Origin of the sequence: Mycobacterium shimoidei, assembly GCF_900417275.1 — a bacterium.
Lineage (GTDB): Bacteria > Actinomycetota > Actinomycetes > Mycobacteriales > Mycobacteriaceae > Mycobacterium > Mycobacterium shimoidei.
Genome location: NZ_UEGW01000001.1, coordinates 1,408,641 through 1,432,853 on the forward strand (window position 1 = coordinate 1,408,641; position 24,213 = coordinate 1,432,853).

Below are 24,213 nucleotides of genomic sequence, written 5' to 3' on the forward strand. Positions count from 1 at the left end.
CGGCAGGGATAACGGTTGAAACTCGGCTTATTTCGTTGGAATCTCCTCGGTAGGGGCTTCCGAGCCAGCCGATGGGCTCCGAGGAGCCCGCGACACATAACGGGCCGGGCGTTGTTGTACTTTCTGCGGCCACCAAAACCAGCGTCCGAGCAGCGCTGCCGAAGACGGTGTCAGGAACGACCGCACGATCAAGGTGTCGAACAGCAGACCGAGCCCGATTGTGCTGCCGGCCTGACCGATGGAGTACAGGTCGCTGGCGACCATGGACATCATCGTGAACGCGAAAACCAGTCCGGCCGCGGTGACCACCGATCCGGTACCGCCGATCGAGCGGATGATCCCGGTCTTGATCCCGGCACCGATTTCTTCTTGGAAGCGGGAGACCAGCAGTAGGTTGTAGTCTGATCCGACGGCAAGCAGGATGATGACGCCGAACGCCGGTGCGATCCAGTTAAGCTCCAGGCCGATCAGGTGCTGCCAGACCAGCACGGTCAGCCCGAACGCTGCGCTCAGTGACAGCAGCACGGTTCCGACGATCACCGCCGAGGCCACCAGCGCCCGTGTGATCAGCAGCATCACAATGAAGATCAGGGTCACCGCCGCTGCTCCGACGATCAGGATGTCGTATTCCGCGCCGGTTTGGATGTTGTTGTAGACCGCGGCGGTTCCGGTGAGATAGAACTTGGCGGTGGTCAGTGGTGTGCCCTTCACCGCGTCGTGCGCTGAGGCGAGCATCGGCTCGACGAACGAAATACCTTTGGGCGTGGCCGGGTCCGAGTCGTAGGTGACGATGAACCGTGCTGCCGTGCCGTCCGGGGACAAGAAGAGTGCTAAGCCCTTCTGGAAGTCCGGGTTGTCGAACGCCTCCGGCGGCAGGTAGAAGTAGTCGTCGGCTTTGGATGCGTCGAAGGCCCGGCCCATCTCGCTGGCGGTGTCGGTCATCCGCGCCATCTGGGTCACCAGTCCGGCGAAGCTCGAGTGCATCGAGAGCAGGCTGCCCCGCATGGATTTTGCGACCGCGATCATCGGGTCGAACTGCCCGACGATCTGCGGCATCACCGTGTTCATGTCGGCGATGTCGGCGAGCAACGGCTCCATGTTCTCGCTGAACTTGTCCATCCCGTCGTAGGCGTCGAACACCGACCGGACCGCATGACAGACCGGGATGTTGAAGCAGTGCTGCTCCCAGTAGAAGTAGTTGCGGACCGGGCGCGCGACGTCGTCGAAATCGGCGATGTGGTCGCGGATCTCGTTGACGGTCGCGTCTATCGCCGCCATGTGGTCGGTCATGTGCGCGGTGGTGGTGTTCATTTGCCCAACAAGATCCCGCAGTCGCACCATCGAATCGATGGTGGCGCCCAGGTCATCGCTCATCGTGACCATGTCGGCGAGTCGGTCGGTCATGAACTGCAGATTCTCCTGAATCGGGACGGCACCCATGCTGATCTGGAACGGGATCGAGGTGTGGTCGATGGGGCTGCCCAGCGGCCGGGTGATGCTCTGCACCCGCTCCACACCGCGGGTGCGGAACATGTTTTTGGCGATCCGATCCAAGATGATCATGTCGGCGGGGTTCCGCAGGTCGTGATCGGCTTCGACCATCAGCACATCGGGATTCATCCGTGCCGCGCTGAAATGGCGTTCGGCGGCGTCGTAGCCGACGTTCGCCGGCAGATCGGCCGGAATGTAGTAACGGTCGTTGAAGCTGATCTTCATGCCCGGCACCGCGAGCATGCCGGCCAGGGTGACCAGCAGCGCGGCCACGAACACCGGCCCCGGCCAGCGGACGTTGGCGGTGCCGATGCGCCGCCAGCCGCGACCCTCCACCCGCTTGGGATCCAGCAGACCGAACCGGCTGGCGACCGCGACGACAGCCGGGGCGACGGTCAGCGCACCGGCGATCACCACCACCAGACCCAGGGCCGACGGGATGCCCAGCGCTTTGAAATACGACAGCCGGGCGAAGTGCAGGCACAGCGAGGCCCCCGCGATCGTCAACCCCGAACCCAAAATGACATGCCAGGTACCGCGGAACATCGAATACCAGGCGGTTTCGCGGTCCTCGCCGGCATTGCGGGCCTCGTGGTAGCGCCCGATCAAAAAGATCGCATAGTCGGTGCCGGCCGCGATCGCCAGCGACGACAGCATCGCCACCACGAACGTCGAGAACCCCAGCAGGCCCAGGTCTCCCAGCAACGCGACCAGGCCGCGGGCGGTACCCATCTCGAAACCGACCATCACCAACGCCAGCGCCACGGTGCTGGCCGACCGGTAGACGATCGCCAGCATGATGATGATGACCAGGCCGGTCACGCCCATCATCTTGAGCATGCTGTGGTCGGCGGCCTCGGTCATGTCGGTGGTCAGCGCCGCCTGCCCGGTGACATACGCGCGCACCCCATCCGGTGCCGGCACCGAGGCGACGATCTTGCGTACCGCATCGACCGACTCATTGCCCAGAGTGCTGCCCTGATCACCGGCGGTGTTGATCTGCGCGTAGGCGGCTTTGCCGTCGCTGCTCTGCACGCCGGCGGCGGTGATCGGGTCACCCCACAGGTTCGCGATGTGCTGGATGTGTTCGTGATCGGCGGCCAGTTTCGCGATGAGCGTGTCGTAGTAGCGGTGGGCATCCGGGCCGAGTTCACGCTCACCTTCGAGCACCAGCATGACCATGGAATCGGAGTCGAACTCCTCGAACTTCGCACCGATACGCTTTGCCGCGATCATTGCGGGCGCATCCTGCGGGGACATCGTCACCGCGTGGTCCCGCGCCACCGATTCGATCGGCGGCACCAGCACATTGAGGCCGACGGTCAGCAGCAGCCAGCCGATGATCAGCGGCCAGGCGAGGCGGCGAACCAGGCGCATGTACCCCGGACGGAGGTTCTCGTGGCTGCTCATGCGGCTTTCACCAGACAGAAGACCTGGGCGTGGTGACCGGTGGCGAAGTGTTCATCTTTGACGTCGCCGTTAACCGTGATGCGGCAACCGATCTCATCGCCGTCCCCCTGGGCCACCAGATTGCCGATCACCGCCGGACTCGTCGTGGTCATCGTGTAGCTCCACGGCAGGGTTGTGAACGATGTCTGCGCCGGCTGCGTCCCCTCATTCAGGTAGCTGATTCCCCCGCTCGCGTCACCAGGCCCGAAAACCTCATAGACGACCCGCTTTTCATTGATCGACTCGATCACCGACGAGCCGCTGCCATCCCAGCGGAAGATCTCGCCGGAACCGAAAACGCCGCGAAGGTTGACTACCGCCAGGGTCCCGGCGACCGCCGCCAGCGCGACGACCAGCGGCACCCAAACCCGCTTGAGAAAGGTCAACATTCAAGCCTCTCCATCCGTGGCCGCCTCCCACTACAGCCTCCCGGCCGCCGTGCACCCGTCCCAAGTGGATCGGCTACAGAGATATATCATACCCGAGGGGGTATATGCCAGTGAAGCGGCTGCACCCGCTGGTCCCGTCCAACTTGCACGACGCAAAACGGATTCAGGCCACGCCGCGGGGATCACAGCCGCGGGTGTACAACTCGGTATCCTCACCGAACTCGGTGAGCTCAGCCTGCGTCAACGACGGGCTGGTTTCGCTGATCGCCCGCAGGTAGTCCGACGTCTGCGCCGCTTCGTCGCGGCGGAACTCGATTTCGCGTTCGAATCCGAACTGCGCACCCTTGCGCGCAGCAAACTCGATATCTGCCGGGGGTGAACATCGCGGTCTCGGCGACCAGCGCGTCAACATCGACGGTGTCTGCGGCCGAACCGAGAAATCGCTCCCACATCGCAATGCGGGCCGTCGCATACGGCGGGCCAATCGGAATGATGCAGTCGAATCGTCCTGGTTGCAGGAATGCCGGATCCAGCGCCCGCACCGAGTTCGTGGCACAGATCAGCAGCCGATCGTCGGCCTGCCGAAACATGGGTATCAGCTTTGGCAACTCGTTGGTGACGCCGTGCACAGGGTCCGATGGCATCCCTGACCGCGATCCGGCAATCTCCTCCACCCCTCGCCGATGAACACCACCGCGGCTTCCAGCTCAATCAAGATGGTGAAGGTGTCCCGCAGCTCCCACGGCGGCGACAACTGCCGGACGCCCCGACCGAGCTGAGGGCACCAGCTCAGAAATCGTAAAGACCGGCGGCGCCCCTGGGGGTATGAATCTGCAAATTGCGCAGTTGCGCGCGGTGGCCGTGGCGCAGGCCAAGGCATAGTGGCGAATCATGTTAGCGCCGGCCCGATCTGGGGGCCTGGTCGTCAAGGCGGCGGACGCATACTCGACGTTCGTGGCACACATGGTTCGAGGTCAAGGGCGTTAAGGGGCCGCGCGCCAATTGGCGCGTATACCCCATGCGGTATACCATGGGGGTCGGATCATACTGTCGACCGAGGAGCACCAATGGCACGAACCGTAATCCTCGGCGCGGGTATCGCCGGGCATACCGCCGCGCTGCACCTGCGCCGAATGCTTTCCCGCGCACACGAGGTCGTCGTGATCTCACCGGAGCCCGACTGGAACTGGATACCGTCGAACATCTGGGTCGGTGTCGGCCGGATGGACGTCGAAAAGGTGCTGATTCCGCTCAAGCCCGTCTACAACCGCAAGGGCATCGTCTTCCATCAGGGTCTTGCCACCGCGATCCGTCCCGAGGGTACGGGCGAGCAGTCGTCGCCGTCGGTGGACTTCACCTACACCGACGAGGAACACCGTGGTGAGACCGGAAATCTCACCTATGACTACCTCATCAACGCCACCGGACCGCAGCTGAACTTCGCCGCCACTCCCGGCCTCGGACCCGATGGGCACTCCTGGTCGGTGTGCACCGCTGCCCACGCCGCAGCAACGGCCCAGGCATTTGAACAAGTCGTCGCCAAGCTGAAGGCCGGCGAGAAGCAGCGCCTGGTCGTCGGCGTCGGCCACGGCAACTGCACCTGCGAGGGCGCGGCGTTCGAGTACACCTTCAACGTCGAGCGCACGCTGCGCAACGCCGGGGTGCGCGACCTCGCCGAGATCTACTACCTCACCAACGAATACGAATTGGGCGACTTCGGCGTCGACGGCATGCAGTTCGTCGAGAAGGGCTTCGTGCAGTCCAGCCGGATGTGGACCGAGTCCCTATTCCGTGAGCGCGGCGTCAAAGCCATCACCCAGGCTCATGTCAGCAAGGTGATGGAAGGCAAGCTGCGTTACGAGCAACTCGACGGCAACGAGCACGACCTGGACTTCGACTTCGCCATGCTCCTGCCACCGTTCAAGGGCGTGACCCTCGCCGCCTACGACAGGGACGGCGCGGATATCACGTCCGCCATGTTCGCGCCATCGGGATTTTTGAAGGTCGACGCCGACTACTCGGGCAAGCCCTACGAAGAATGGTCTGCCGAGGACTGGCCGCGCACCTACGAGTCGCCGGCCTACCCGAACATCTTCGCGCCCGGCATCGCGTTCGCGCCTCCACATCCGATCTCGAAGCCGCGCAAGAGTGTCAGGGGAACGGTCATCACCCCAGCCCCGCCGCGCACCGGCATGCCGTCGGGCATGATGGCCAAAGCGGTCGCCGAGACCATCCGCGACCGGATCACCAAGTCCACCCAAGTTCCTGCGCACGCGGCCTCGATGGCGGCCGTGGGTGCCGCGTGCGTCGCCTCGGCCGGCACCGGCTTCCGGCAAGGATCGGCCGCCGCGATGACGATGTACCCGGTCGTCCCGGATTGGAAGACGTATCCGCAGACCGGCCGCGATCTCGCCGGCACGTCCGGAGAGATCGGCCTGGCCGGGCACTGGATGAAACTGCTGCTGCACTACCTGTTCATCTACAAGGCCAAAGCCAGGCCGTTCTGGTGGCTGATCCCCGAATGACCCGTATGGAAGGTGCTCCCGTGGACGACGACAGCCTCCACCCAACGGGCAACGACCGGACTGCCGAAGGCATCGCCGCTGCCCCGTTGCCCACCCGCAGCAAACTGCGAGCGCGTCAGAACCTACTCATCCAGTCCTGGCGGTTCACCCGCTTCACCCTCAAGATGATGCGGATAATCTTCCGCGGGCACGGCTGACCCCGACCGGGAAATTCAGGATTGCTCGTCGAGGTAGTGGACAGCTTGCGCAGTGTAGGTGGGTTCGATCTTCATGATTGCGTCGATGCGGACTCGGTCTCCGACGGCGAGTCTGCGGGTTTCTTGTCCGCCGATCCGCATGTCCACGCCATCGACGTCGACGTCGCAAACGTCGAGATGGCTCTCCAGGCCACCAGTCATGCCGCGGGGCACGCGGCCGAGAAGCACCCCCGCCAATTGGGTCAGCGGTGTACTACCCAACGAGATCCGGCTCGATACCACGCACTGAAGTACCGAGGTGCCTGGTCACGGGTCCTCGATCACTACCGCGAGGCACCTCATGTTCAGTGAGGACGTGCCACCTGATGTCGGAACCAGGCTTCCGAGGCAAACATGCTGACTGCTCGCCGATCCCTGGGAGGACGGTCCGATCTGGTGGGGGGCGAACCTAAAACCGCACAGGGTTGAAATGCCCTGAGAACCCAACTATCCGAAGATGCCGGGCGAACCGAAACGGGTTCAGCCGAGCAAGGATACGGACCGCAAGCGGAATAAATAGTCCGACGCCCCCGCCACGGCGAACCACCGTGACGGGGGCGTCGTTCAACTATGCGGACTATGCGTGCGGGGTTTGACCGCGCGTGCCCGGCACGCTCGTTGTCGCCGCGAAGTTGGCGTCGTTACGCCGGCGCAGTCCGGCGAGGCCGGCCAGCCCTGCAAGGCCCAGCAGTCCCCACAAGCCGGTCTTGTCGCTGTGGTTGTTGGCGTTATCGCCTTCCTGGGCCACGGTCGTCGTGGTCGAGGTAGGGGGCGAACTCGGCGCGGTAGCGCTGGCAACACCAGCCCCACCGAACAAGAGCGCGCCACTGGCTGCCGTAATAGCAATGGTTTTCCGCATTGTGAATCTCCAAACTCGAGTCGGATGAAAAAGCCGGAACGCCTCGTCGGACCTATGGCTGAAGTCCTTCCGGCCGGACACGAAGTGCCCATGTTCAGCGCCGAATGCGTATACCCCTGCCGCAGCCGGTCGTAAACGCGCATTCCTGCACAGCCCGCACGCACTGATGGGTTACAAGCACCTCGGTTCGGGGAACACCTAGTCGGATGATCGCGCTCATCGAAAGTCCCCAGGTGTGCTCGTTGAAATTCCCCACCTGTGAGCGGTGGTCAGTGTAGTGGTTGGCGGGTGCCGGTGGCGGCGCGGCGCAGCGTTTCGGCGGCGTGGTGGTGGTCGCGCAGACGGTAGGACTCACCGTCGAGGTTGATGACCACTGAGCGGTGCAAGAGGCGGTCGAGCATGGCGGCGGCGACCGTGGTGTCGCCGATGATGTCTCCCCAGGCACCGACGCCGCGGTTGGTGGTGATCACGATGCTTGTCTTCAAATACCGTTGGGAGACAACCTGAAACAATGCTGAAGCGGCCTCGGCGGGCAGCGGCAGGTAGCCCAGTTCATCGATAACCAGCAATGTGGGTCCGGCGTAGAAGCGCATGGTGGTGGCCCAGCGTCCCTCGATCGCGGCGCGGTGGCAGCGGGCGGCCAGATCGGCAGCGGTGGTGAAGTAGGTGCGATAGCCGGCATGGGCTGCGGCGCGGGCCAGGCCGACCGACAGGGGAGTCTTGCCGGTGCCTGGCGGGCCGATGAACAAGATGTTGGTGGCCGACTCGAGGTATCGACAGGTGCCCAGTTCGTCGATGAGCTTGCGGTCGATCCCGGCCGCGGCGTCGACGTCGAAATCATCGAGAGTGGCCGGCGTGGGTAGGCAGGCAAAGCGCAGCCGCCCGGCCAGGCGGCGGGCGGTGGTGGCATCGACCTCCACGGCCAGCAGCCGCTCGAGGGCCACGGTCAGCGACAGATTCTCGGCGTTGGCTTGGTCGAGCACGGCGGGCAGCGCTTCGGCGGCGGCGTGCAATTTGAGTTCGGCCAGATGCGAGCGCAGCTGCTGATAGCGCGAGGCCGCCGCCGACGGCGTGGCTGCGGCGGTGGTCGTGGTGGTGGTTTTCGGGGTACGAGGGGTAGGAGTCATTTCACGGTCCTGTTCTGGGCGGCCCGCTCATAAGCGGACAAGTCGACGACAGAGGAATCGGTTGATGGTGTTGATGTTTCGGCATCTGCTGTGTTGGCGGCTTTGAGCCGCAGCAGGTGTGCGGCCGCGGCTTTGGCCGCCGGCCCGGGCGGGATGCGTTCCTTGCGCCGATGCGGGCGGCCGGTGGCCGCGGTGGCCATCGCGGCGGCATCCAACGCGATGACATGACCGCTGTCGCGCACCATCACTCCAAGCCCGTCGGCGGCCAGGTGGTGGCGGGCGATCACGATCCCGGTCGTGGTCGCGATGTCGACAAACTCACCGCCGACCGGATGGCTGACCACGACCTGGGCGGCGGCCAGCTCCGGGGGTACTGAGTAGCGGTTGCCGCGGTAGGACACCAACGCTTGCCGCGAGGCCGTGCGCTGCTCGCAGATGATCACCGGATAGGGCATCGCTGGCACGGGCTGCAACGGTTCGCCCGCCGCGACGGTGGCCACCGACGATCTGCCGTCGGCGGTGGAACGCAGGCGGGTGTCCCCGCGCATCCGGGCGAAGCGGTCCACGCTGGCTTGGGCCGCCTCCACGGTCGTCTCGTCGGCCAGGGTGCGCCACCAGCGTTGGGCGGCGGTGTGGTTGACCTTTTCCACCACGCCCTTGCGATTGCCGCGCCGAGCCGGGCAGACCGCCACCGACACCCCGTAGTGCTTGGCCACCCCGGCAAATGACGCGGTCACCCGCCCGCTGCCGGGATCGCACACCGTGGTCATCCGATCAAAGCGCCACACCCGCGTCACCCCACCCAGGGCGCGCGTCACGCGGTCTAGGGCAGCGACCAGATGCGGCTGATCCTGCGACGGCGACAACGCCGCTCGCCACTTGCCTGAATGGGCCAGCGAGCCGACCAGCAGCTGCGCAGTTTTGCCCCACCCCCACGATCCAGGTGGATTCGGCAATTCCAGCCAATCCCATTGCGTTTCGTGGCCGGGCGGATGCGGGATCACCGTATTCGGACGTTCTGTCGCCGTGCGGCAGGCCTCACACACCGGGCGCAGATCGCGTTGGCGGATGTTGCGGGTCAGGCTCTGATACGACAGCGCGAACCCCAGCTCCTCCAGTTCGTCGAACAGGGTGCGCGCCCACAGGTGCGGATCCTCAGTCAACCTCGCAGTGACGTAGTCGACGAACGGCTCGAACGGATCCGGGCTGGGCCGCGCCCGCACTCCCGGTTCAGCGTCGCCGTTGAGGTACTTGCGGACCGTTTTGCGGTCGAACCCGGTGTGGCGGGCGATCGCCGAGATCGACCAACCACGGCGGCGCAGGGCATGTACTTCCACATCGTCCTCCCATGTGAGCATGAGAAAGCGGGCCTCCTTCGGAACGGCTGCAGGCGTCAGACACCAGCAGCTTCCAAGGAGGCCCGCCCTTCTCGGCGGAGCCACACGGGGGGGGGATTTCGATGAGCGTCAGTGGGGAATTTCAGTGAGCGCGATCACCGACAGGCNGGCCTCCTTCGGAACGGCTGCAGGCGTCAGACACCAGCAGCTTCCAAGGAGGCCCGCCCTTCTCGGCGGAGCCACACGGGTGGGGAATTTCGATGAGCGTCAGTGGGGAATTTCAGTGAGCGCGATCACCGACAGGCGCCGAAAGCGGCGCCCGCTACGACAGGAGCAGCAAGTGATCGGATCAATCGTTCTCGCCATCATCGTGGGCGCGATCATCGGCGTGGTGGCACGTCTGGTCATGCCCGGCAAGCAAAACATCGGCATGCTCATGACGGTCGCGTTGGGCGCCGTGGGCGGTTTGATCGGCTCGGCGGTGACGGCCCAATTCAACTACCAGAACGCCAACGGCGGCATCGCCTGGATTCCGTTCCTGGTCGGCGTCGTGGTCGCGATTTTCCTCATCGCGATCTACCAGGCGCTGACCGGCCGTCGCACCACCCGAACGCTGCGCTGACTGAGGCTGACTGAGCCTGACTAGGGCTGGTCGAGCAGCCGCAGTGGGTGCAAGCCGTCGACCGAGCCGATGAACGGCGGGTGGATGCTGTAGCCGAGCATGCGGCGAAGGTCGTCGGAGACCGTACGCGCAACGTCGCGCGACACCGACATGGTGAAGGCCTCCATCGGCCGCAGCCACGGCTGGCAGTACTGGGCGGTGACGGCCAGCCGGTCACCGGTGCTGGTGTTGGCACCGCCGCCATGCCACAGGGTGCCAACGAAGAAGACGCAGGAGCCGGCCGGCATCACGACAGGTAGCTCGCGATCATCCGGACCCGGCCGGCGCTTGCCCCAGCGGTGGCTGCCGGGAAAGACGACCGTAGCGCCGTTTTCGGCGGTGAAGTCGTCGATCGCCCAGATGGTCGCGGCCGACAGCGGTGCTCGCGGACGCGGCACCGGATAAAACCCGTCGTCGTGATGGGCCAGCTGCGCGGTCTCCCCGGGCTGAATGTTGATGGCCTGCAAGGTCGACAACAGATAGTTGGGCAGCAGCAACCTGTCCAGCACGGCCAGCACCCGCGGATGCTCGGCGAGCTTGTCGACCACCCGCGTGCGATTGAGCAGGCTGTAGACGCGTTGGGTGCGCCGGCCCTCGAACGAGTTGCGTCCGGTGTGGCTTAGCCAGGGCCGCACGATCTCCCGGATCTGCTCACACTGCTGAGCGCTGAGCAGGCCTTCCCAGATGACGTAGCCGTCCCGGTCGAGGGCCGCCATGTCGGCATCGACGATCGCGCTGTCGACCGAGCTACCGGCGCTCGGCGTCCACTTGTACCGCCCCGCGAGGTCGCCCCGGAGGTCTTCCAGTGTGGTGACGTCGTCGGTGCTGTCCATCTGCGCTCCTCGGCTCGGCGGGAACGTTCACAGCCGGCCGGCAGCAAATGTCGCGGCTTGGTTCGTCATCTCGGGCACGTACTGGAGGTGGGCGATCATGCTCCCGTTATCTGCGCAGACTATGTCGTCGGGCAGGCACAAGTCGATGGACTTCGGTTGATACCCCGGGTTGAGCGCAGGAAATGGCCGGCCGGCCATCTGTTGCGCATAGTTGGTCGACGGAGTGCCGAACAGCGCGACCGCGGCGACATGGTCGGCGACCTGGGACGGCATCTCGTTGCTGGCCAGATCCATCACACTTGCGCCCTGGGAATATCCGCCGAGCACCATTTTGGTGTTCGGGCAGGTGGCAACCATGTTCTGGACGTGCGCACGGGCATCGCCGGCGCCGTCCATCGCGCTGTTGTAGTAGTCGGTGCTGGCCGGATAGTTGACCGGGTAGACGCCGACAGATCGCCCGGGAACTTGCGCGCTCAGCGAGTCGACGAAGGCCTGACCGGTCCCACCGACGCCGGGCGGTTCGCCGGTGCCGCGGGCGAACACCACCTCCGCGTCCGGACACGGCTCGGCGGTCGCCGCGGGGACGTAGGAGGCGACGCCGCACAGCGCCGCCAGCGCCGTCACCGCAACGAAAAACTTACGAACGATGTTGCGCGCAGTCATGTCTGGATGCTGTCACATCGTCGTCAGCCGTGAAGAAGCCGGCTCCCGTCGGGCGCGACAGAATTCTTAAGACCCGCTAATCATTCCGGTTATCCAAGCGTTATAGTTACCGCTATGCGCCCCTCAAGTCTGAGCACTTTTCTCCGGGCCGGCGCGGCTGTGCTGGCGATCGCTACCGCGGCCGTGGCGTTCCCCGGGCGCGCCGCCGCGGACTCCACCGAGGATTTCCCGATCCCCCGGCGAATGATCAACACCACCTGCACCGCCGAGCAGATCCTGGCCGCCGCCAGAGATTACGCACCGGTGTATTACGAGCGGTACATGACCGACTATCGCAATCACCCCAACGTCCAGCAGGCGACTCAGGACAAGGTGCACTGGTTTTACTCGCTGACCCCGGCGCAGCGCAGGGAATACTCCGAGAACTTCTACCCGCCACTGGGCTCCGGCGGCGACCCGCTGTGGTTCGCCTGGCCCAACCACATGAAGATCTTCTTCAACAACAAGGGCGTCGTGGCGAAGGAAACCGACAACTGCGCCAACTACCCGCCCGACGACATGTCCGTGTGGGACTGGTAAGCCGGTTCAGCTCGACTGGGCGATCAGCCCGACGCACGTCGCGGTGAGCAGCCGGGTGAGGGCCGCCGCGAAATCGATGTTCCAGTCCGGCGGGACTTCCGTACCCTCCGGGTAGGCGTCGCGAAGTCCTTCGGGTGGATGAGCCATCTGCCACAGCGGCGCGGCCAACGAGTAGGCGGCCAGCAAGATGTCGAGCGCACCCGAATGTCCCAGGCCCGGCAGCGACCGTTCGATGGCGTCGGCCAGCGAGGTCACCGCCGCGTCGCCGACACGTTTGAGCTCGATCACCCGGTCGATATTCACCTCATGCTCGAGGTGCAGGTGCAGGTTGGCCAGCAGGTCGCAAAACAGCGGATCGGCCGCCAGCCCGTTGGCCAGTGTTTCGGCGACGCGCGACGGCGACATGGGACCCGGGCTGTCCAGTCCCGCGCAGACCGTGTCTGACCACCGCACCCATCCCTCGGCCGCCAGATGCAGCAGCACTTCCTTATGCGAGGAGAAATACCGCCGCACGGCGGAGTAGTGGATGCCGGCGCGCTTTGCGACGTCGGTCAGGGTCACGGACGCGACGCCGTTTTCCAGGGCCAGCGAGCGCGCGGCCTCGATAAGCGCCGTGGCACGCTGGCGTTTCTTCTCTTCCGTCCGCGCGCGCTGGAAGGTCAGTTGCGCCACGCAGCGCAGGATAACGCACAGCATGTGCCTTGCAGGTCGAACCGCGCCAGAGGGAGCTCCTCTTACGCACACCGTATGCGTTACAGTCAGATGCGGGTGGCACACGGCGAGTGCCCCGAGCCCTGATGATTTACTTCGTCAAGGCCGGACCGATGCTCTCGCCGGGGGCCACTCGCCCGAGGTGACCGTCGCTTGTCACTCCGTGATACGCCTGGGCAGTGTGGTGTGAATGCGGACCAAAGTGTTGAAGGGGATTTGTGCTACTCGCGGGCCTGCGGCGGATGTGGATCCCACTGGTGATTGTCGTTGTCGTCACCACTGGGGGGTTCACTGTGTGGCGCCTGCATGGCGTCTTCGGTTCCGAGAAGCGTCCGCAGTACGGCGACACCAAGATGGAGGAAACCAAGCCGTTCAACCCCAAGCACTTGACGTACGAGATTTTCGGTCCGCCGGGAACCGTGGCGGACATCAGCTATTTCGACGTCAACGCCGAGCCGCAGCGCGTGGACGCAGCGCAGCTGCCATGGTCGGTCCACATGACCACGAATCTGCCTGCCGTGATGGGAAACATTGTGGCGCAGGGCAATAGCAACAGCATCGGATGCCGCATCACGGTCGACGGCGAGGTCAAAGACGAGCGGGTCTCCCATGAGGTGAACGCCTACGTGTATTGCGTGGTCAAAGGCGCATGAGCACTCCGCCCGCCGGCTCGGAAACTGTCAAACCGCCGTTCGCGGCGCGAACCATTCGCCGATTCGCGGTGTTGGTCATCCTGGGCTGGCTGGCGATCGACTTCATCGTGAGTGTTGCCGTTCCGTCGCTGGAGCAGGTGGGCAAAGAGCGTTCGGTCTCGATGGCGCCCAAAGATGCTCCGTCGGTGCAGGCGATGATGCACATGGGCAAGGTGTTCAAGGAGTCCGACTCGGACAGCGTCGCGATGATCGTCTTGGAAAGCGATCAGCCTCTGGGCGACGCCGCACACAAGTTCTACGACCGGTTGGTACAGCAGCTGGAGAACGACAAGGCGCACGTCCAACACGTCCAGGATTTTTGGGGTGACCCGGTTACCGCGGCGGGTTCGCAAAGCCCCGACGGCAAGGCCGCCTATGTGCAGCTGAACTTGGTGGGCAATCAAGGTCAGGCCAAGGCCAACGAATCCGTTGAGGCGGTGCGCCAGACCGTGGAGCGGTCGACGCCGCCGCCGGGGCTGCGCGTGTTCGTCACCGGCCCAGCGGCGCTCATCGCGGATATGAACCATAGCGGCGACAGGACGCTGATCAAGATCACGATCCTCACGCTCATGGTGATCGTGACGATGCTGCTGCTCGTCTACCGCTCGGTCATCACCGTGGTGCTGTTGCTGGCGATGGTCGGGGTCGAATTGACCGCGGCGCGTGGAATTGTCGCGTTCCTGGGCTATCACCAGCTGATCGGGCTGTCCACCTTCGCTGTCAATCTTCTGGTGTCTCTCGGTATTGCGGCCGGAACCGACTACGGCATCTTCTTCATCGGGCGATATCAGGAAGCACGTCAGGTCGGTGAGGACCGGGAAACCGCCTACTACACCACTTATCGTGGCGTGGCGCACGTCGTGCTGGCGTCGGGTCTGACGATCGCAGGCGCGGTGTTCTGTCTTCGATTCACCCGGATGCCGTACTTCCAGACCCTGGGCATCCCGTGTGCCGTGGGCATGTTGGTAGCGGTGGCCGTCGCGCTGACGTTGATGCCGGCGGTGCTGACGGTCGGCAGCCGCTACGGGTTATTCGATCCCCGGCGACGCATCAAGGTCCGCGGGTGGCGGCGGGTGGGCACCGCGATCGTTCGCTGGCCGGCGCCCATCCTCGCTGCGGCCTGCGCGGTGGCCCTGATAGGTCTGATCACCCTGCCCGGATACAAGACCAACTACAACGACCGCCTCTACATCCCGGGATACATTCCGGCGAACGCGGGCTACGACGCCGCCGAACGCCATTTCTCCGCCGCCCGCATGATGCCCGAAGTGTTGATGGTCGAATCCGACCACGACATGCGCAACCCGGCCGACTTCCTGGTGCTGGACAAACTCGCCAAAGGAGTCTTCAAAGTGCCGGGCATTTCCCGGGTTCAGGCGATCACGCGGCCGGAGGGGACCGCGATGGAGCACACGTCGATCCCGTTTCAGCTCAGCATGCAAAACGCCGGTCAGCTGCAAACCATGAAGTTTCAAAAGAACCGGATGGACGACATGCTGACGCAGGCCGACGAACTCAGTGCCACCATCGCGACGATGAAGCGCATGTACAACCTCATGCAACAGCTCACCAACACCACCCACCACATGGTCGGTGAGACAAAGGAAATGGTGGACATCACCAACGAATTGCGGGATCACATCGCAGATTTCGAAGACTTCTACCGTCCGATCCGCAGCTACTTCTACTGGGAGAAGCACTGCTACGACATCCCGATCTGCTGGTCACTGCGATCGATCTTCGATTCCATCGACGGGGTCGATGAGCTGAGCGACAAGCTGCGGGAGCTGGTCACCGACTTCGATCAGCTCGATGCGCTGATGCCGCAGATGATCGCGCAGTTCCCACCGATGATCGCGACCATGGAGAACATGCGGACCATGATGCTGACCATGCACAGCACCATGTCCGGGATCTTCAACCAGATGGAGGAAATGAGCACCAACGCCACCGCGATGGGCAAGGCGTTCGATGCCGCCAAGAACGACGACTCCTTCTATCTGCCACCGGAAGTCTTCGACAACCCAGACTTCAAACGAGCCGAGAATCTGTTCCTGTCCTCGGACGGGAAAGCTGCCCGGATGATCATCTCGCATCGGGGCAATCCGGCCTCGCCCGAAGGCATTGCGCGGGTCGACCCGATCAAGCAAGCTGCCGAGGAATCGCTGAAGGGAACTCCACTAGAGGACGCCAAGCTGTATCTCGCCGGTACAGCGGCGACGTTCAAGGACATGAAGGACGGCTCCAAGTACGACCTTCTGATTGCCGGAATCGCTTCGCTGTGCCTGATTTTCATCATCATGCTGATCATCACGCGAAGCTTCGTCGCCGCCATGGTGATCGTCGGCACGGTGGCGCTCTCGTTGGGCGCTTCGTTCGGGCTCTCCGTGCTGGCCTGGCAGTACGTCCTCGGCATCGAATTGCACTGGATGGTGCTGGCGATGTCGGTGATCATCTTGTTGGCGGTGGGGTCGGACTACAACTTGCTGCTGGTCTCCCGTTTCAAAGAGGAGATTCATGCCGGGATCAACACCGGGATCATCCGGTCGATGGGCGGCACCGGAAAGGTGGTCACCGCAGCGGGTCTGGTGTTCGCGTTCACGATGGCCTCGATGGCGGTCAGCGATCTACGCATCATCGGCCAGGTCGGCACGACTATCGGTTTGGGTCTGCTGTTCGACACGCTGGTGGTGCGCTCGTTCATGACGCCATCGATCGCAGCCTTGCTCGGCCGTTGGTTCTGGTGGCCCCAACGGGTGCGCCCGCGGCCGGCCAGCACAATGCTGCGGCCGACCGGTCCACGCCCGGCTGTTCGCTCGCTGCTGAGCAACGGGTACGACGATCAAGCCGCTACTGCGGAGCTACCTAAGGCGCACGCTCAAAGCTAGTGCACCACAACGCTGTCAGCTGTCAGCGCGGTCAGCGCGCGTGCTGATTCACCAGCTCGCCGGCCACCGGCCGGGGCCGGACACTCCGTCGTAAGCCGTTCGCCGGGCGAGTACGCACGCGCTGCGGCCACCAGAACCAGCGTCCCAGCAGCGCGGCAATGGACGGCGTCATAAATGAGCGCACGATCAATGTGTCGAACAGCAGACCCAGTCCGATCGTGGTACCCACCTGGCCGACAACAACCAGGTCGCTGACCCCCATGGCCATCATCGTGAACGCGAACACCAGACCCGCCGACGTGACCACCGAGCCGCTGCCGCCCATCGCCCGGATGATGCCGGTATTCAGCCCGGCATGGATCTCCTCTTTGAACCGCGCCACCAGCAGCAGGTTGTAGTCCGACCCGACCGCCAACAAGATGATCACCGACATAGCGATCACCATCCAGTGCAGATCCAGTCCGAGCAGATGCTGCCAGATCAACACCGACAGCCCGAAAGCGCTGCCCAAGGAGAGCAGCACGGTGCCGACGATCACGGCGGACGCAATGATGCTTCGAGTGATCATCAGCATGACGATGAAAATCAGGCACAGCGAAGCGATCCCGGCGATCAACAGGTCCCACTTCGACCCCTCGGACAAGTCCTTGTACGTGGCCGCGGTACCGCCAAGATAGACCTTGGAGCCTTCCAACGGGGTGCCCTTGATCGCCTCGTGCACAGCGTGTTTGACCGGTTCGACCCGCGAAATACCCTCGGGTGAGGCAGGATCGCCCTCGTGCGAGATAATCATCCGCACCGCATGCCCATCCGGTGAGAGGAACATCTTCAGACCGCGCTTGAAATCGGGATTGTCGAAGGCCTCCGGCGGCAGATAAAACGAATCGTCGTTCTTGGCGTCGTCGAACGCATGGCCCATCGCCGACTGGTTCTCCGACATGGCCTGCATCTGATCCTGCATGCTCTTCTGGCTCTGATACATCGTCAGCATCATGACCTTCATGGTCTTCATGCTTTCGATCATTTCCGGCATCAACGCAACCATTTGCGGCAACAGCGAATCCAGCCGCTGCAAGTCCGGCACCAGGCTCTGAATATCGTCACTGAGAATGTCGATGCCGTCGAGAGTGTCGAAAATGGACCGCAGCGCCTGGCAGACCGGAATGTCGAAACAGTGCTTCTCCCAATAGAAGTAGCTGCGGATCGGCCGGAAGAAGTCATCGAAGTCGGCGATGTGGTCGCGAACGTCGGAGGTATCGAGCGCCGTTTGGCTGGTCTTGAGGACCATGGAGTGCGTGGTCTCAGACATCTGCTTGGTGATGTCCAACATCTTTTCCAGGTAGTCGACGTTCTTTTGCATCTGGTCGGCCTGGACGAGCATGTCGGCCATGCGGTCCTGTTGGTATTTCTCGTTGAGCCGCTGGGTGGTGCCCTGCATGCTGATCGCGAACGGGATCGACGCGTGGTTGATCGGGGTGCCCAACGGCCGGGTGATCGCCTGCACCCGGCCGATTCCGGAGGTGCGAAAGACCGCCTTGGCCACCTTGTCGATCACCAGGAAGTCCGCCGGGTTGCGCATGTCGTGATCGGTTTCGATCAGCAGCAGGTCCGGGTTCATCCGGGCCTGGGAGAAATGCCGGTCCGCGGCCGCATAGCCGAGGTTGGCCGGAACGTCGGCAGGCAGGTAAGGGCGATTGTCGTAGCCGGGTCGGTAGCCGGGCAGTGTGACCAGTCCGACCAACGCGACCGCAACCGTCGCGACCAAGACGGGTCCCGGCCAGCGCACGATCACCGCGCCGATCTTGCGCCAGCCGCGAATGCGCATGGCCCGCTTGGGCTCCAACAGGCCGAAGTGACTGGCCACGACCACGACAGCGGCGCCCAGCGTCAATGCGGCGGCGACCATGGTCAGCATGCCGATGGCCAACGGCACACCCAAGCTTTCGAAATACGGCAGCCGGGTGAAGCGCAAACAGAACGTCGCGCCGGCGATCGTGAGCCCCGAGCCGAGGATCACGTGGCTGGTTCCGCGATACATCGTGTAGAACGCCGACTCGCGGTCTTCCCCGAGGGTGCGGGCTTCCTGATAGCGGCCGATCAAGAAGATGGCGTAGTCCGTCGAGGCGGCGATGGCCAGCGTCACCAGCAAGTTGACCGCGAAGGTCGAAAGCCCAATGAGGTTGTGGTAGCCCAAAAACGCCACCACCCCCCGCGCGACCGCCAACTCCAAAAACACCATCGCCATCACGATCAGCACGGTGCTGATTGACCGGTAGACGAACAGCAGCATGAAGATGATCACCAGGAAGGTCAGCCCGGTGATCAGCTTGACGCTGCGATCACCGGCGATGCGCTGATCTGCGAGCAGTGGGGCGGCGCCGGTTACATACGCCTTGACACCCGGCGGAGGCGGCGTGCTGTTGACGATGTCGCGGGCAGCCTCGACGGATTCGTTGGCCAGGCTCTCGCCCTGGTTGCCGGCCAGGTAGACCTGGACGTAGGCGGCCTTGCCGTCGGGACTCTGCGAACCCGCCGCGGTCAGCGGGTCACTCCAGAAGTCTTGAACGTTCTCGACGTGTGTTTTATCCGCCCGCAGCTTGGCAACCAGCTCGTCGTAGAACTTGTGGGCCGCCTCGCCCAACGGCTGTTCGCCTTCCAAGACGACCATGGCCGAACTGTCGGACTTGAACTCGTTGAAATCTTGGCCGACGCGCTTGATGGCGATCAGCGACGACGCGTCCTTGGGGCTCATCGACACGTTGCGCATCTGGCCCACCACGTCCAGCTGGGGGACGATGACGTTCAGCAGCACCGTGACGGCCACCCAGGCGAGGATGATCGGCACCGCCAGCCGGTGAATCCACAGCGGCAGTCGTTCCCGCACCGCCTGTACCGGTGTCGGCAGGACGTCGGTGGGTGCGTCGGTGATGCCTGCGCTCATCCGCGCCGCTCCCCAATCTCGAGTCTTACCTCGACGGTGCGGCTCATGCGGACTTCACCAGGCAGAAGGTCTGGGCGTTCACCCCGGTTTGGATCCTTTCGTCCTTGACGACACCGTCGACGATGATGCGGCAGCCGATGGCGTTGCCGCGACCCTGCGCCACAATGGTTGGGCTCACCGCAGGGTCGGTGGTCGACAACCTGAGTGACCAGGGCAGGGGAGCCGAGTCCACCCGTTTGGGGTCGGCGTTGAGGTCGAGGTAATTGATGTCGGCGACGGTGCCGCTCGGGCTGAAGATCTCGTAGACAACGACCTTGGGGTGAAACGGCTTGGTGTCTTCGAACACCTGCGAGTTGCCGCCGGCGTGGCCGTGCGCACCGAAGTACCCGCGGACCCGGAACACCATGAACCCCCCGACGACCACAACGATCACGATGACCAACGGCAGCCACACACGTTTGAGCAAGCGAAACACTTGAAACCCCTGCCCCTTTCGTCGCTAGCTGTTGACCGTCGATGACTTCAGCACTCGCGAGCACTCGCGCGCTTCGCGCCCGGCGTCGGTGCCGAAGTCGATTAGTGATGCGAAGGCGTCGCAATCACCATCGTGTGTGCCTCCATCCTGAAACGGGGGCCAGGTAACTCAACTAGTTAGCTTGTGTGTAACCTTAGCTACTCTAATGGGTATACGTGGCTAAACGGAAACCGGCTGGGAAGGCAACGCGATGAGATCTGCGCCGAAGTTTCGCCCGGATACGATTCGGTTCATGAAGGCAGTTAGGTTTGCCCCGGCCGTTGCCGCTGCCGTCGCGATAATGCTGGCGGCGCCCGCCCTCGCCGACCCCGATACCGACTTCGACAAACAGATCAACAGTTACGGGATCTACGGTCCGCATGACTACAATCCGTATCTGGCCAAGATCGCCTGCCGGCGGCTGGGTGAGGGCGTCGATCCTGATGCTGCGGCCTCCGCTCACTTCCTGGAAAAGAACCTTCCGCGTGGCACCAGTCAGGTGCAGACGTACCAATTCCTGGGCAGCGCTATCAGCTTCTACTGCCCGGACTTAGCACCCAAGCTGCAGAACATCCCCGCGCGCTAGATTTTTCTCGAACTATTCGGCACCACCCCCCTTGGCAAAGTCAGCGGCAAGTCGTTGTAGGTAGCGATGCCCGGCGCCGCGGCCACGACCGCCGGGATCGCGTTGATGGTCGGCATTGCTGTCATGATGTGGCCCAGCGTCATGAAGTCGGCGATCGTCTCGGCCTGGAAATCCGGCGGGGGCAAAAAACTCACCGCGGTTCGAACAGTGGGGCGGCCGTCGATCTGGATGACCCAGCCGTCCTGTCCGATCTTCCAGTCCGGCTCGAGGGTCTGGCCTTTGCGCCAGCGGACGTTGAGTTCGACGACGGTCTTGTCACCGACCACGCCCTGCCAGCTGGCATGGACACCGGCGACGCAGCCGGCGCCGATCGTCCACGACCCCAGGTCGAGACCGGCGGTGGTCTGCGCGTATTCGGCCTGGCAGCGTATGTCGTCGAGCTCGACCCCCAGTGCATCGGCCACCAAGCGAACCGCTTCACCGAACACCGCCGTGCCCTGCGCGGTCATCGCCGGCAGGTCGGGGTGGTCGATCGGCTTGCCGAAGCCCACCGGCAGCTCCGTCGCCGGCGAATCGTAGAAGGTGGTGTCGGCCGCCTCGTTGACGGTGATCTTGTCGACACGGTCGCACACCATTGCCGACACGATGGCCAGCAGCTCGGCGAAGCCCGGGCTCACACCCGAACCGAACAGCGTCGAGCCGCCCTGTCGGCAGGCTTGGGCGATGCGCTCCCGGTCGGGGCCCAGATTGTGTCCGGTGATGAACGAGGCCGTCGACACCACGTTGATGCCCGCCGACAGGATGCGTACCAGCTCGTCGACGTCGATCCACATCGGGTTGTAGACCACGCAGTCGGGTTTCAGCGCGAGCAGCGCGTCCGCGTCATTCGTGGCGGCGACGCCCAGCGGGGCGACACCGCACAGCTCGCCGACGTCTTTGCCGACCTTGTCTTGCGACCAGGCATAGCACCCCACGAGCTCGAAATTGGGGTTAGCTGCGATCGCTTGAACCGAGCTTTTTCCGACGTTTCCCGTGGTCCATTGGACGACTCGATAGCTGTTTGGCACTCGCTCAGCATAAGGAAGCCGCGTCGAAGTTAACAGCCCTAACTAATCTTCGACGGCGACACCACGGCGAGAGCGTCTGCGTCGCGTTTTGCCGGTCGGACGGCGGTTGCGCAGCCCACCGCGGGATCCCTCGGTCGCCACGGTGTCCTCGGCGGCGGGCGGCTCCTCAGCGGCGGGCGGCTCCTCGGCGGTCGACTCGGGCTCCTCGGCCGACGTCTGCTCGTCGGCCTTCGCCGTGGCGGGCTCTGGTTCGGCCTCAGCAGTCTCGGCCTCGGCTTTTTCGGTCTCGGTTTTTTCGCCCTCGGCTTTTTCGGTCTCGTCGACTTCGGTCTCAGCGGTCTCAGCGGTCTCAGCCTCAGCGGCCTTCTTGGCCTTACGACGCAGACGCCGCTTCGGCTTCTTGGGCTTGATCGGTTTCGGAGGTGGTGGGGGCAGCTCAGCGACAAACGACAGGTAGAACGCGGAGATCCCGAGGATCGCGACCGCTGCGGCGGCTCCGTAGACCGCGAACAACCACTGCCCGACGGCGTCGAGGTCCAGCCAGATCTCGCTGACCGCGGTGCCGACGATCAGCACACCGGCCGCGACGTGCGCCACGATCGACCAGGTCCGCAAGGTGAGCGCCAGCTGGGGTGTGCCGTACTCGGGCTTGCGGGTCCGCAGCAGGGTGAACACGACCGGTAGGGCGGCCAGGGCGATCAGCACACCGGCCACGATTCGCAGCACCGTGCCCAGGGTGTGGGTGGTACTGCCCATCAGCTCGGGCCAACGCGGCAGCACGAAGAAGAAATAGAGGACGCCGGCCGCAATCGCGAACGAAGCCTGCCACAGCGTGGCGACAGTGCGCCCCATACGCCTCCTCAATGTGGTGGCCGGGGCGCAGCCATCATGCTGGCCGCGTCCCGGACCGACGGCGGAGGATGCGGGATTTGAACCCGCGAGGGCTATTAACCCAACCCGCGTTCCAGGCGAGCGCCATAGGCCACTAGGCGAATCCTCCGTCGGCCATGTTAGCCCGCTGACGATGCAGACCGCGCGGTGGTCTGAGGAGGAGGCGGGCAATGATTCCAGCCCGCTGACGATGCAGACCGCGCGGTGGTCTGAGGAGGAGGCGGGCAATGATCCCGGCTGAGAAGAGTTCGCCGAACCCCAGGGACTACACTCGCGGTGGACCCCGCGCGGCGTTCATCCTGTGAACTCCCCCAGGGCCGGAAGGCAGCAAGGGTCAACGGGCTCTAGCGGGTGCGCGGGGTCCCCACCTGTCCAGGGCGTTGCGTTGACGGTGAAAGGTGCATGGTGTCATTCCATTCCCTTAACCGTGCGGAGCTCGTGGCGCAGCATGAACGCAACCAGCAGGCCTACGCCCAGCTGCAAGCCATGAAGCTCGCCCTCGACCTGACTCGGGGTAAGCCGTCGCGCGAGCAGCTCGACCTGTCCAATGCACTGCTGCGCCTGCCCGGCGACGACTACCGCGACGCCGACGGCACCGATACCCGCAACTATGGCGGGCTGCACGGACTGCCCGAGTTGCGGGCCATCTTCGCTGAGCTGCTCGGCGTCAGCGTGCCCAACCTGATCGCGGGGAACAACTCCAGCCTCGAGCTGATGCACGACGTCATCGTCTTTTCCATGCTGTACGGCGGCGTTGACTCGCCGCGGCCATGGAAGGACGAGCCGACGGTCAAGTTCTTGTGCCCGGTCCCGGGTTATGACCGGCATTTCGCCATCAACGAGACGATGGGCATCGAGATGATCCCCGTCCCGATGCGCGAGGACGGCCCCGACGTCGACCTGATCGAAGAACTGGTCGCCGTCGACCCTGCGATCAAGGGCATGTGGGCGGTGCCGGTGTTCGCCAACCCCACCGGGGTGACGTACTCCTGGGAGACTGTTCGCCGTCTCGTCCAAATGCGCACCGCTGCAGAGGATTTCCGATTGTTTTGGGACAACGCCTACGCGCTGCACACCCTGACGCTGGACTTTCCCCGTCAGGTCGATGTGCTGGGGTTGGCTGCCGCCGCGGGCAACCCCAATCGGCCCTATGTGTTCGCGTCGACGTCCAAGATCACCTTCGCCGGTGCCGGTGTCGGCTTCTTCGGCGGGTCGTTGGGCAACATCGCCTGGTATCTGCAGTACGCCGGCAAGAAGTCGATCGGCCCGGACAAGGTCAACCAGTTGCGGCATCTGCGGTTCTTCGGCGACGCCGACGGTGTGCGCCTGCACATGATGCGCCACCAGCAACTGCTGGCCCCGAAATTTGCGTTGGCACTGGAGATTTTGGAGAAGCGACTGGGCGAATCCAAGATCGCGTCCTGGACCGAGCCCAAAGGCGGCTATTTCATCAGCCTCGACGTGTTACCTGGCACGGCGCGGCGCACCGTCGCGCTGGCCAAGGATGCCGGTATCGCCGTGACCGAGGCCGGAGCGGCGTTTCCGTACCGAAAAGACCCGGAGGACAAGAACATCCGGATTGCACCGACTTTCCCGTCGCTGCCCGACCTGCGTAACGCCATCGACGGGCTGGCGACCTGCGTGCTGCTGGCCGCCACCGAGTCTCTGCTGAAGTGAAGCCGCCCACGACGCCGAGCGTGAAGCTAGCTTCACACTCGAGCGCGAGAGTGAAGCCAGCCGCACATTGGGCGGGGGAAGCCGACGTCGGACCGCG

At 64.1% G+C, this 24,213-nt stretch carries 21 protein-coding genes, 1 tRNA gene, 1 other RNA gene and 3 pseudogenes; 10 read left to right on the top strand and 16 right to left on the bottom strand.

Annotation, left to right across the window (positions count from 1 at the left end):
- Positions 1-27: 27 nt before the first annotated feature.
- From MSP7336_RS06755 to MSP7336_RS24165, 4 genes and pseudogenes are all read right to left on the bottom strand, one after another.
- Positions 28-2,901, bottom strand: coding sequence for an MMPL/RND family transporter (locus MSP7336_RS06755; RefSeq protein ID WP_113963344.1), 2,874 nt, complete (start codon positions 2,899-2,901; stop codon positions 28-30).
- Positions 2,898-3,329 (bottom strand): MmpS family transport accessory protein, encoded by a 432-nt coding sequence (locus MSP7336_RS06760; protein WP_113963345.1) that lies wholly within the window; start codon positions 3,327-3,329, stop codon positions 2,898-2,900. The genes MSP7336_RS06755 and MSP7336_RS06760 overlap by 4 nt, the downstream gene beginning before the upstream one ends.
- Before the next feature lie 163 nt (positions 3,330-3,492).
- Positions 3,493-3,741 carry a hypothetical protein gene (locus tag MSP7336_RS24160; protein WP_067976666.1) on the bottom strand — a complete coding sequence of 83 codons (249 nt, stop codon included), beginning with the start codon at positions 3,739-3,741 and terminating at the stop codon, positions 3,493-3,495.
- A 130-nt stretch (positions 3,742-3,871) separates the two neighbouring features.
- A pseudogene (locus MSP7336_RS24165) lies at positions 3,872-3,973 on the bottom strand (hypothetical protein); the annotation flags it as partial.
- A 423-nt stretch (positions 3,974-4,396) separates the two neighbouring features.
- On the opposite strand from MSP7336_RS24165, the gene MSP7336_RS06770 reads away from it, so the two are divergent.
- Both MSP7336_RS06770 and MSP7336_RS06775 read left to right on the top strand, forming a co-directional pair.
- Positions 4,397-5,854, top strand: a complete 1,458-nt coding sequence (locus tag MSP7336_RS06770) for an NAD(P)/FAD-dependent oxidoreductase (protein WP_067976665.1) — start codon at positions 4,397-4,399, stop codon at positions 5,852-5,854.
- A 20-nt stretch (positions 5,855-5,874) separates the two neighbouring features.
- A complete protein-coding gene (locus MSP7336_RS06775) occupies positions 5,875-6,051 on the top strand; it encodes a hypothetical protein (RefSeq protein WP_234808352.1) in 177 nt (58 codons plus the stop codon).
- A 15-nt stretch (positions 6,052-6,066) separates the two neighbouring features.
- Here MSP7336_RS06775 and MSP7336_RS06780 read toward each other — a convergent pair whose 3' ends face one another.
- Complete coding sequence (locus MSP7336_RS06780; protein ID WP_083082637.1) at positions 6,067-6,333, bottom strand: hypothetical protein; 267 nt, start codon at positions 6,331-6,333, stop codon at positions 6,067-6,069.
- Positions 6,334-6,532: 199 nt separating this feature from the next.
- Between MSP7336_RS06780 and MSP7336_RS24640 the strand changes: the two are divergent.
- Positions 6,533-6,610 (top strand): annotated as a pseudogene (locus MSP7336_RS24640) (hypothetical protein); the annotation flags it as partial.
- A gap of 57 nt (positions 6,611-6,667) precedes the next feature.
- Here MSP7336_RS24640 and MSP7336_RS24560 read toward each other — a convergent pair.
- The 3 genes from MSP7336_RS24560 to istA form a co-directional block, all read right to left on the bottom strand.
- A complete protein-coding gene (locus MSP7336_RS24560) occupies positions 6,668-6,949 on the bottom strand; it encodes a WGxxGxxG family protein (RefSeq protein ID WP_069397178.1) in 282 nt (93 codons plus the stop codon).
- A gap of 269 nt (positions 6,950-7,218) precedes the next feature.
- Positions 7,219-8,076 carry an IS21-like element helper ATPase IstB gene (gene istB / locus MSP7336_RS06790; protein ID WP_113963346.1) on the bottom strand — a complete coding sequence of 286 codons (858 nt, stop codon included), beginning with the start codon at positions 8,074-8,076 and terminating at the stop codon, positions 7,219-7,221.
- Positions 8,073-9,434 (bottom strand): IS21 family transposase, encoded by a 1,362-nt coding sequence (gene istA, locus MSP7336_RS06795; protein ID WP_113963347.1) that lies wholly within the window; start codon positions 9,432-9,434, stop codon positions 8,073-8,075. Before istA ends, istB begins: the two co-directional genes overlap by 4 nt.
- 319 nt (positions 9,435-9,753) lie before the next feature.
- On the opposite strand from istA, the gene MSP7336_RS06800 reads away from it, so the two are divergent.
- Complete coding sequence (locus MSP7336_RS06800; RefSeq protein ID WP_069397179.1) at positions 9,754-10,035, top strand: GlsB/YeaQ/YmgE family stress response membrane protein; 282 nt, start codon at positions 9,754-9,756, stop codon at positions 10,033-10,035.
- A 20-nt stretch (positions 10,036-10,055) separates the two neighbouring features.
- Here the strand turns inward: MSP7336_RS06800 and MSP7336_RS06805 are convergent, their stop codons facing one another.
- Together MSP7336_RS06805 and MSP7336_RS06810 are read right to left on the bottom strand one after the other, a co-directional pair.
- Positions 10,056-10,907 carry a phytanoyl-CoA dioxygenase family protein gene (locus MSP7336_RS06805; RefSeq protein ID WP_069397180.1) on the bottom strand — a complete coding sequence of 284 codons (852 nt, stop codon included), beginning with the start codon at positions 10,905-10,907 and terminating at the stop codon, positions 10,056-10,058.
- A gap of 27 nt (positions 10,908-10,934) precedes the next feature.
- Complete coding sequence (locus tag MSP7336_RS06810) at positions 10,935-11,570, bottom strand: cutinase family protein (protein WP_084226541.1); 636 nt, start codon at positions 11,568-11,570, stop codon at positions 10,935-10,937.
- Positions 11,571-11,684: 114 nt separating this feature from the next.
- On the opposite strand from MSP7336_RS06810, the gene MSP7336_RS06815 reads away from it, so the two are divergent.
- Entirely contained in the window at positions 11,685-12,149 is a 465-nt protein-coding gene (locus MSP7336_RS06815; protein ID WP_069397181.1) for a DUF5078 domain-containing protein, read from the top strand.
- A gap of 6 nt (positions 12,150-12,155) precedes the next feature.
- Here MSP7336_RS06815 and MSP7336_RS06820 read toward each other — a convergent pair.
- Positions 12,156-12,840: pseudogene (locus tag MSP7336_RS06820) on the bottom strand (TetR/AcrR family transcriptional regulator).
- A gap of 262 nt (positions 12,841-13,102) precedes the next feature.
- Here MSP7336_RS06820 and MSP7336_RS06825 point away from each other — a divergent pair.
- Both MSP7336_RS06825 and MSP7336_RS06830 read left to right on the top strand, forming a co-directional pair.
- Entirely contained in the window at positions 13,103-13,513 is a 411-nt protein-coding gene (locus tag MSP7336_RS06825; protein ID WP_113963349.1) for an MmpS family transport accessory protein, read from the top strand.
- Positions 13,510-16,440, top strand: a complete 2,931-nt coding sequence (locus tag MSP7336_RS06830) for an MMPL/RND family transporter (protein WP_069397183.1) — start codon at positions 13,510-13,512, stop codon at positions 16,438-16,440. Before MSP7336_RS06825 ends, MSP7336_RS06830 begins: the two co-directional genes overlap by 4 nt.
- Positions 16,441-16,471: 31 nt before the next feature.
- Here MSP7336_RS06830 and MSP7336_RS06835 read toward each other — a convergent pair whose 3' ends face one another.
- The gene (locus tag MSP7336_RS06835) at positions 16,472-19,381 is read right to left on the bottom strand and encodes an MMPL/RND family transporter (RefSeq protein ID WP_069397184.1); all 2,910 of its coding nucleotides are present in this window, start codon (positions 19,379-19,381) and stop codon (positions 16,472-16,474) included.
- Between the two features lie 43 nt (positions 19,382-19,424).
- Positions 19,425-19,856: an MmpS family transport accessory protein gene (locus tag MSP7336_RS06840; protein ID WP_113963350.1), complete on the bottom strand. Its 432-nt coding sequence runs from the start codon at positions 19,854-19,856 to the stop codon at positions 19,425-19,427.
- A gap of 292 nt (positions 19,857-20,148) precedes the next feature.
- On the opposite strand from MSP7336_RS06840, the gene MSP7336_RS06845 reads away from it, so the two are divergent.
- Positions 20,149-20,481: a DUF732 domain-containing protein gene (locus MSP7336_RS06845; RefSeq protein WP_113963351.1), complete on the top strand. Its 333-nt coding sequence runs from the start codon at positions 20,149-20,151 to the stop codon at positions 20,479-20,481.
- Here the strand turns inward: MSP7336_RS06845 and MSP7336_RS06850 are convergent.
- The 3 genes from MSP7336_RS06850 to MSP7336_RS06860 all read right to left on the bottom strand — a co-directional run bounded on the left by MSP7336_RS06850 (position 20,478) and on the right by MSP7336_RS06860 (position 22,548).
- Positions 20,478-21,548, bottom strand: coding sequence for an NAD(P)H-dependent amine dehydrogenase family protein (locus tag MSP7336_RS06850; protein WP_113963352.1), 1,071 nt, complete (start codon positions 21,546-21,548; stop codon positions 20,478-20,480). The genes MSP7336_RS06845 and MSP7336_RS06850 overlap by 4 nt on opposite strands.
- A 42-nt stretch (positions 21,549-21,590) precedes the next feature.
- Positions 21,591-22,400, bottom strand: a complete 810-nt coding sequence (lucA, locus tag MSP7336_RS06855) for a lipid uptake coordinator LucA (RefSeq protein ID WP_113963353.1) — start codon at positions 22,398-22,400, stop codon at positions 21,591-21,593.
- Positions 22,401-22,462: 62 nt separating this feature from the next.
- Positions 22,463-22,548, bottom strand: a tRNA-Ser gene (locus tag MSP7336_RS06860).
- Positions 22,549-22,714: 166 nt separating this feature from the next.
- Here MSP7336_RS06860 and ffs point away from each other — a divergent pair.
- Positions 22,715-22,809, top strand: an RNA gene (gene ffs, locus MSP7336_RS06865) — signal recognition particle sRNA small type.
- 35 nt (positions 22,810-22,844) lie between these two features.
- Positions 22,845-24,116 carry an aspartate aminotransferase type Ic gene (locus MSP7336_RS06870; protein ID WP_113964804.1) on the top strand — a complete coding sequence of 424 codons (1,272 nt, stop codon included), beginning with the start codon at positions 22,845-22,847 and terminating at the stop codon, positions 24,114-24,116.
- Positions 24,117-24,213 lie beyond the last annotated feature (97 nt).

Excerpts from the sequence above, each read along its gene's own strand:
- MSP7336_RS06755 (WP_113963344.1), bottom strand. The coding sequence starts at position 2,901 with ATGAGCAGCCACGAGAACCTCCGTCCGGGGTACATGCGCCTGGTTCGC.
- MSP7336_RS06760 (WP_113963345.1), bottom strand. The coding sequence starts at position 3,329 with ATGTTGACCTTTCTCAAGCGGGTTTGGGTGCCGCTGGTCGTCGCGCTG.
- MSP7336_RS24160 (WP_067976666.1), bottom strand. The coding sequence starts at position 3,741 with ATGTTGACGCGCTGGTCGCCGAGACCGCGATGTTCACCCCCGGCAGAT.
- MSP7336_RS06770 (WP_067976665.1), top strand. The coding sequence starts at position 4,397 with ATGGCACGAACCGTAATCCTCGGCGCGGGTATCGCCGGGCATACCGCC.
- MSP7336_RS24560 (WP_069397178.1), bottom strand. The coding sequence starts at position 6,949 with ATGCGGAAAACCATTGCTATTACGGCAGCCAGTGGCGCGCTCTTGTTC.
- istB (WP_113963346.1), bottom strand. The coding sequence starts at position 8,076 with ATGACTCCTACCCCTCGTACCCCGAAAACCACCACCACGACCACCGCC.
- istA (WP_113963347.1), bottom strand. The coding sequence starts at position 9,434 with ATGCTCACATGGGAGGACGATGTGGAAGTACATGCCCTGCGCCGCCGT.
- MSP7336_RS06805 (WP_069397180.1), bottom strand. The coding sequence starts at position 10,907 with ATGGACAGCACCGACGACGTCACCACACTGGAAGACCTCCGGGGCGAC.
- MSP7336_RS06810 (WP_084226541.1), bottom strand. The coding sequence starts at position 11,570 with ATGACTGCGCGCAACATCGTTCGTAAGTTTTTCGTTGCGGTGACGGCG.
- MSP7336_RS06815 (WP_069397181.1), top strand. The coding sequence starts at position 11,685 with ATGCGCCCCTCAAGTCTGAGCACTTTTCTCCGGGCCGGCGCGGCTGTG.
- MSP7336_RS06825 (WP_113963349.1), top strand. The coding sequence starts at position 13,103 with ATGTGGATCCCACTGGTGATTGTCGTTGTCGTCACCACTGGGGGGTTC.
- MSP7336_RS06830 (WP_069397183.1), top strand. The coding sequence starts at position 13,510 with ATGAGCACTCCGCCCGCCGGCTCGGAAACTGTCAAACCGCCGTTCGCG.
- MSP7336_RS06835 (WP_069397184.1), bottom strand. The coding sequence starts at position 19,381 with ATGAGCGCAGGCATCACCGACGCACCCACCGACGTCCTGCCGACACCG.
- MSP7336_RS06845 (WP_113963351.1), top strand. The coding sequence starts at position 20,149 with ATGAAGGCAGTTAGGTTTGCCCCGGCCGTTGCCGCTGCCGTCGCGATA.
- lucA (WP_113963353.1), bottom strand. The coding sequence starts at position 22,400 with ATGGGGCGCACTGTCGCCACGCTGTGGCAGGCTTCGTTCGCGATTGCG.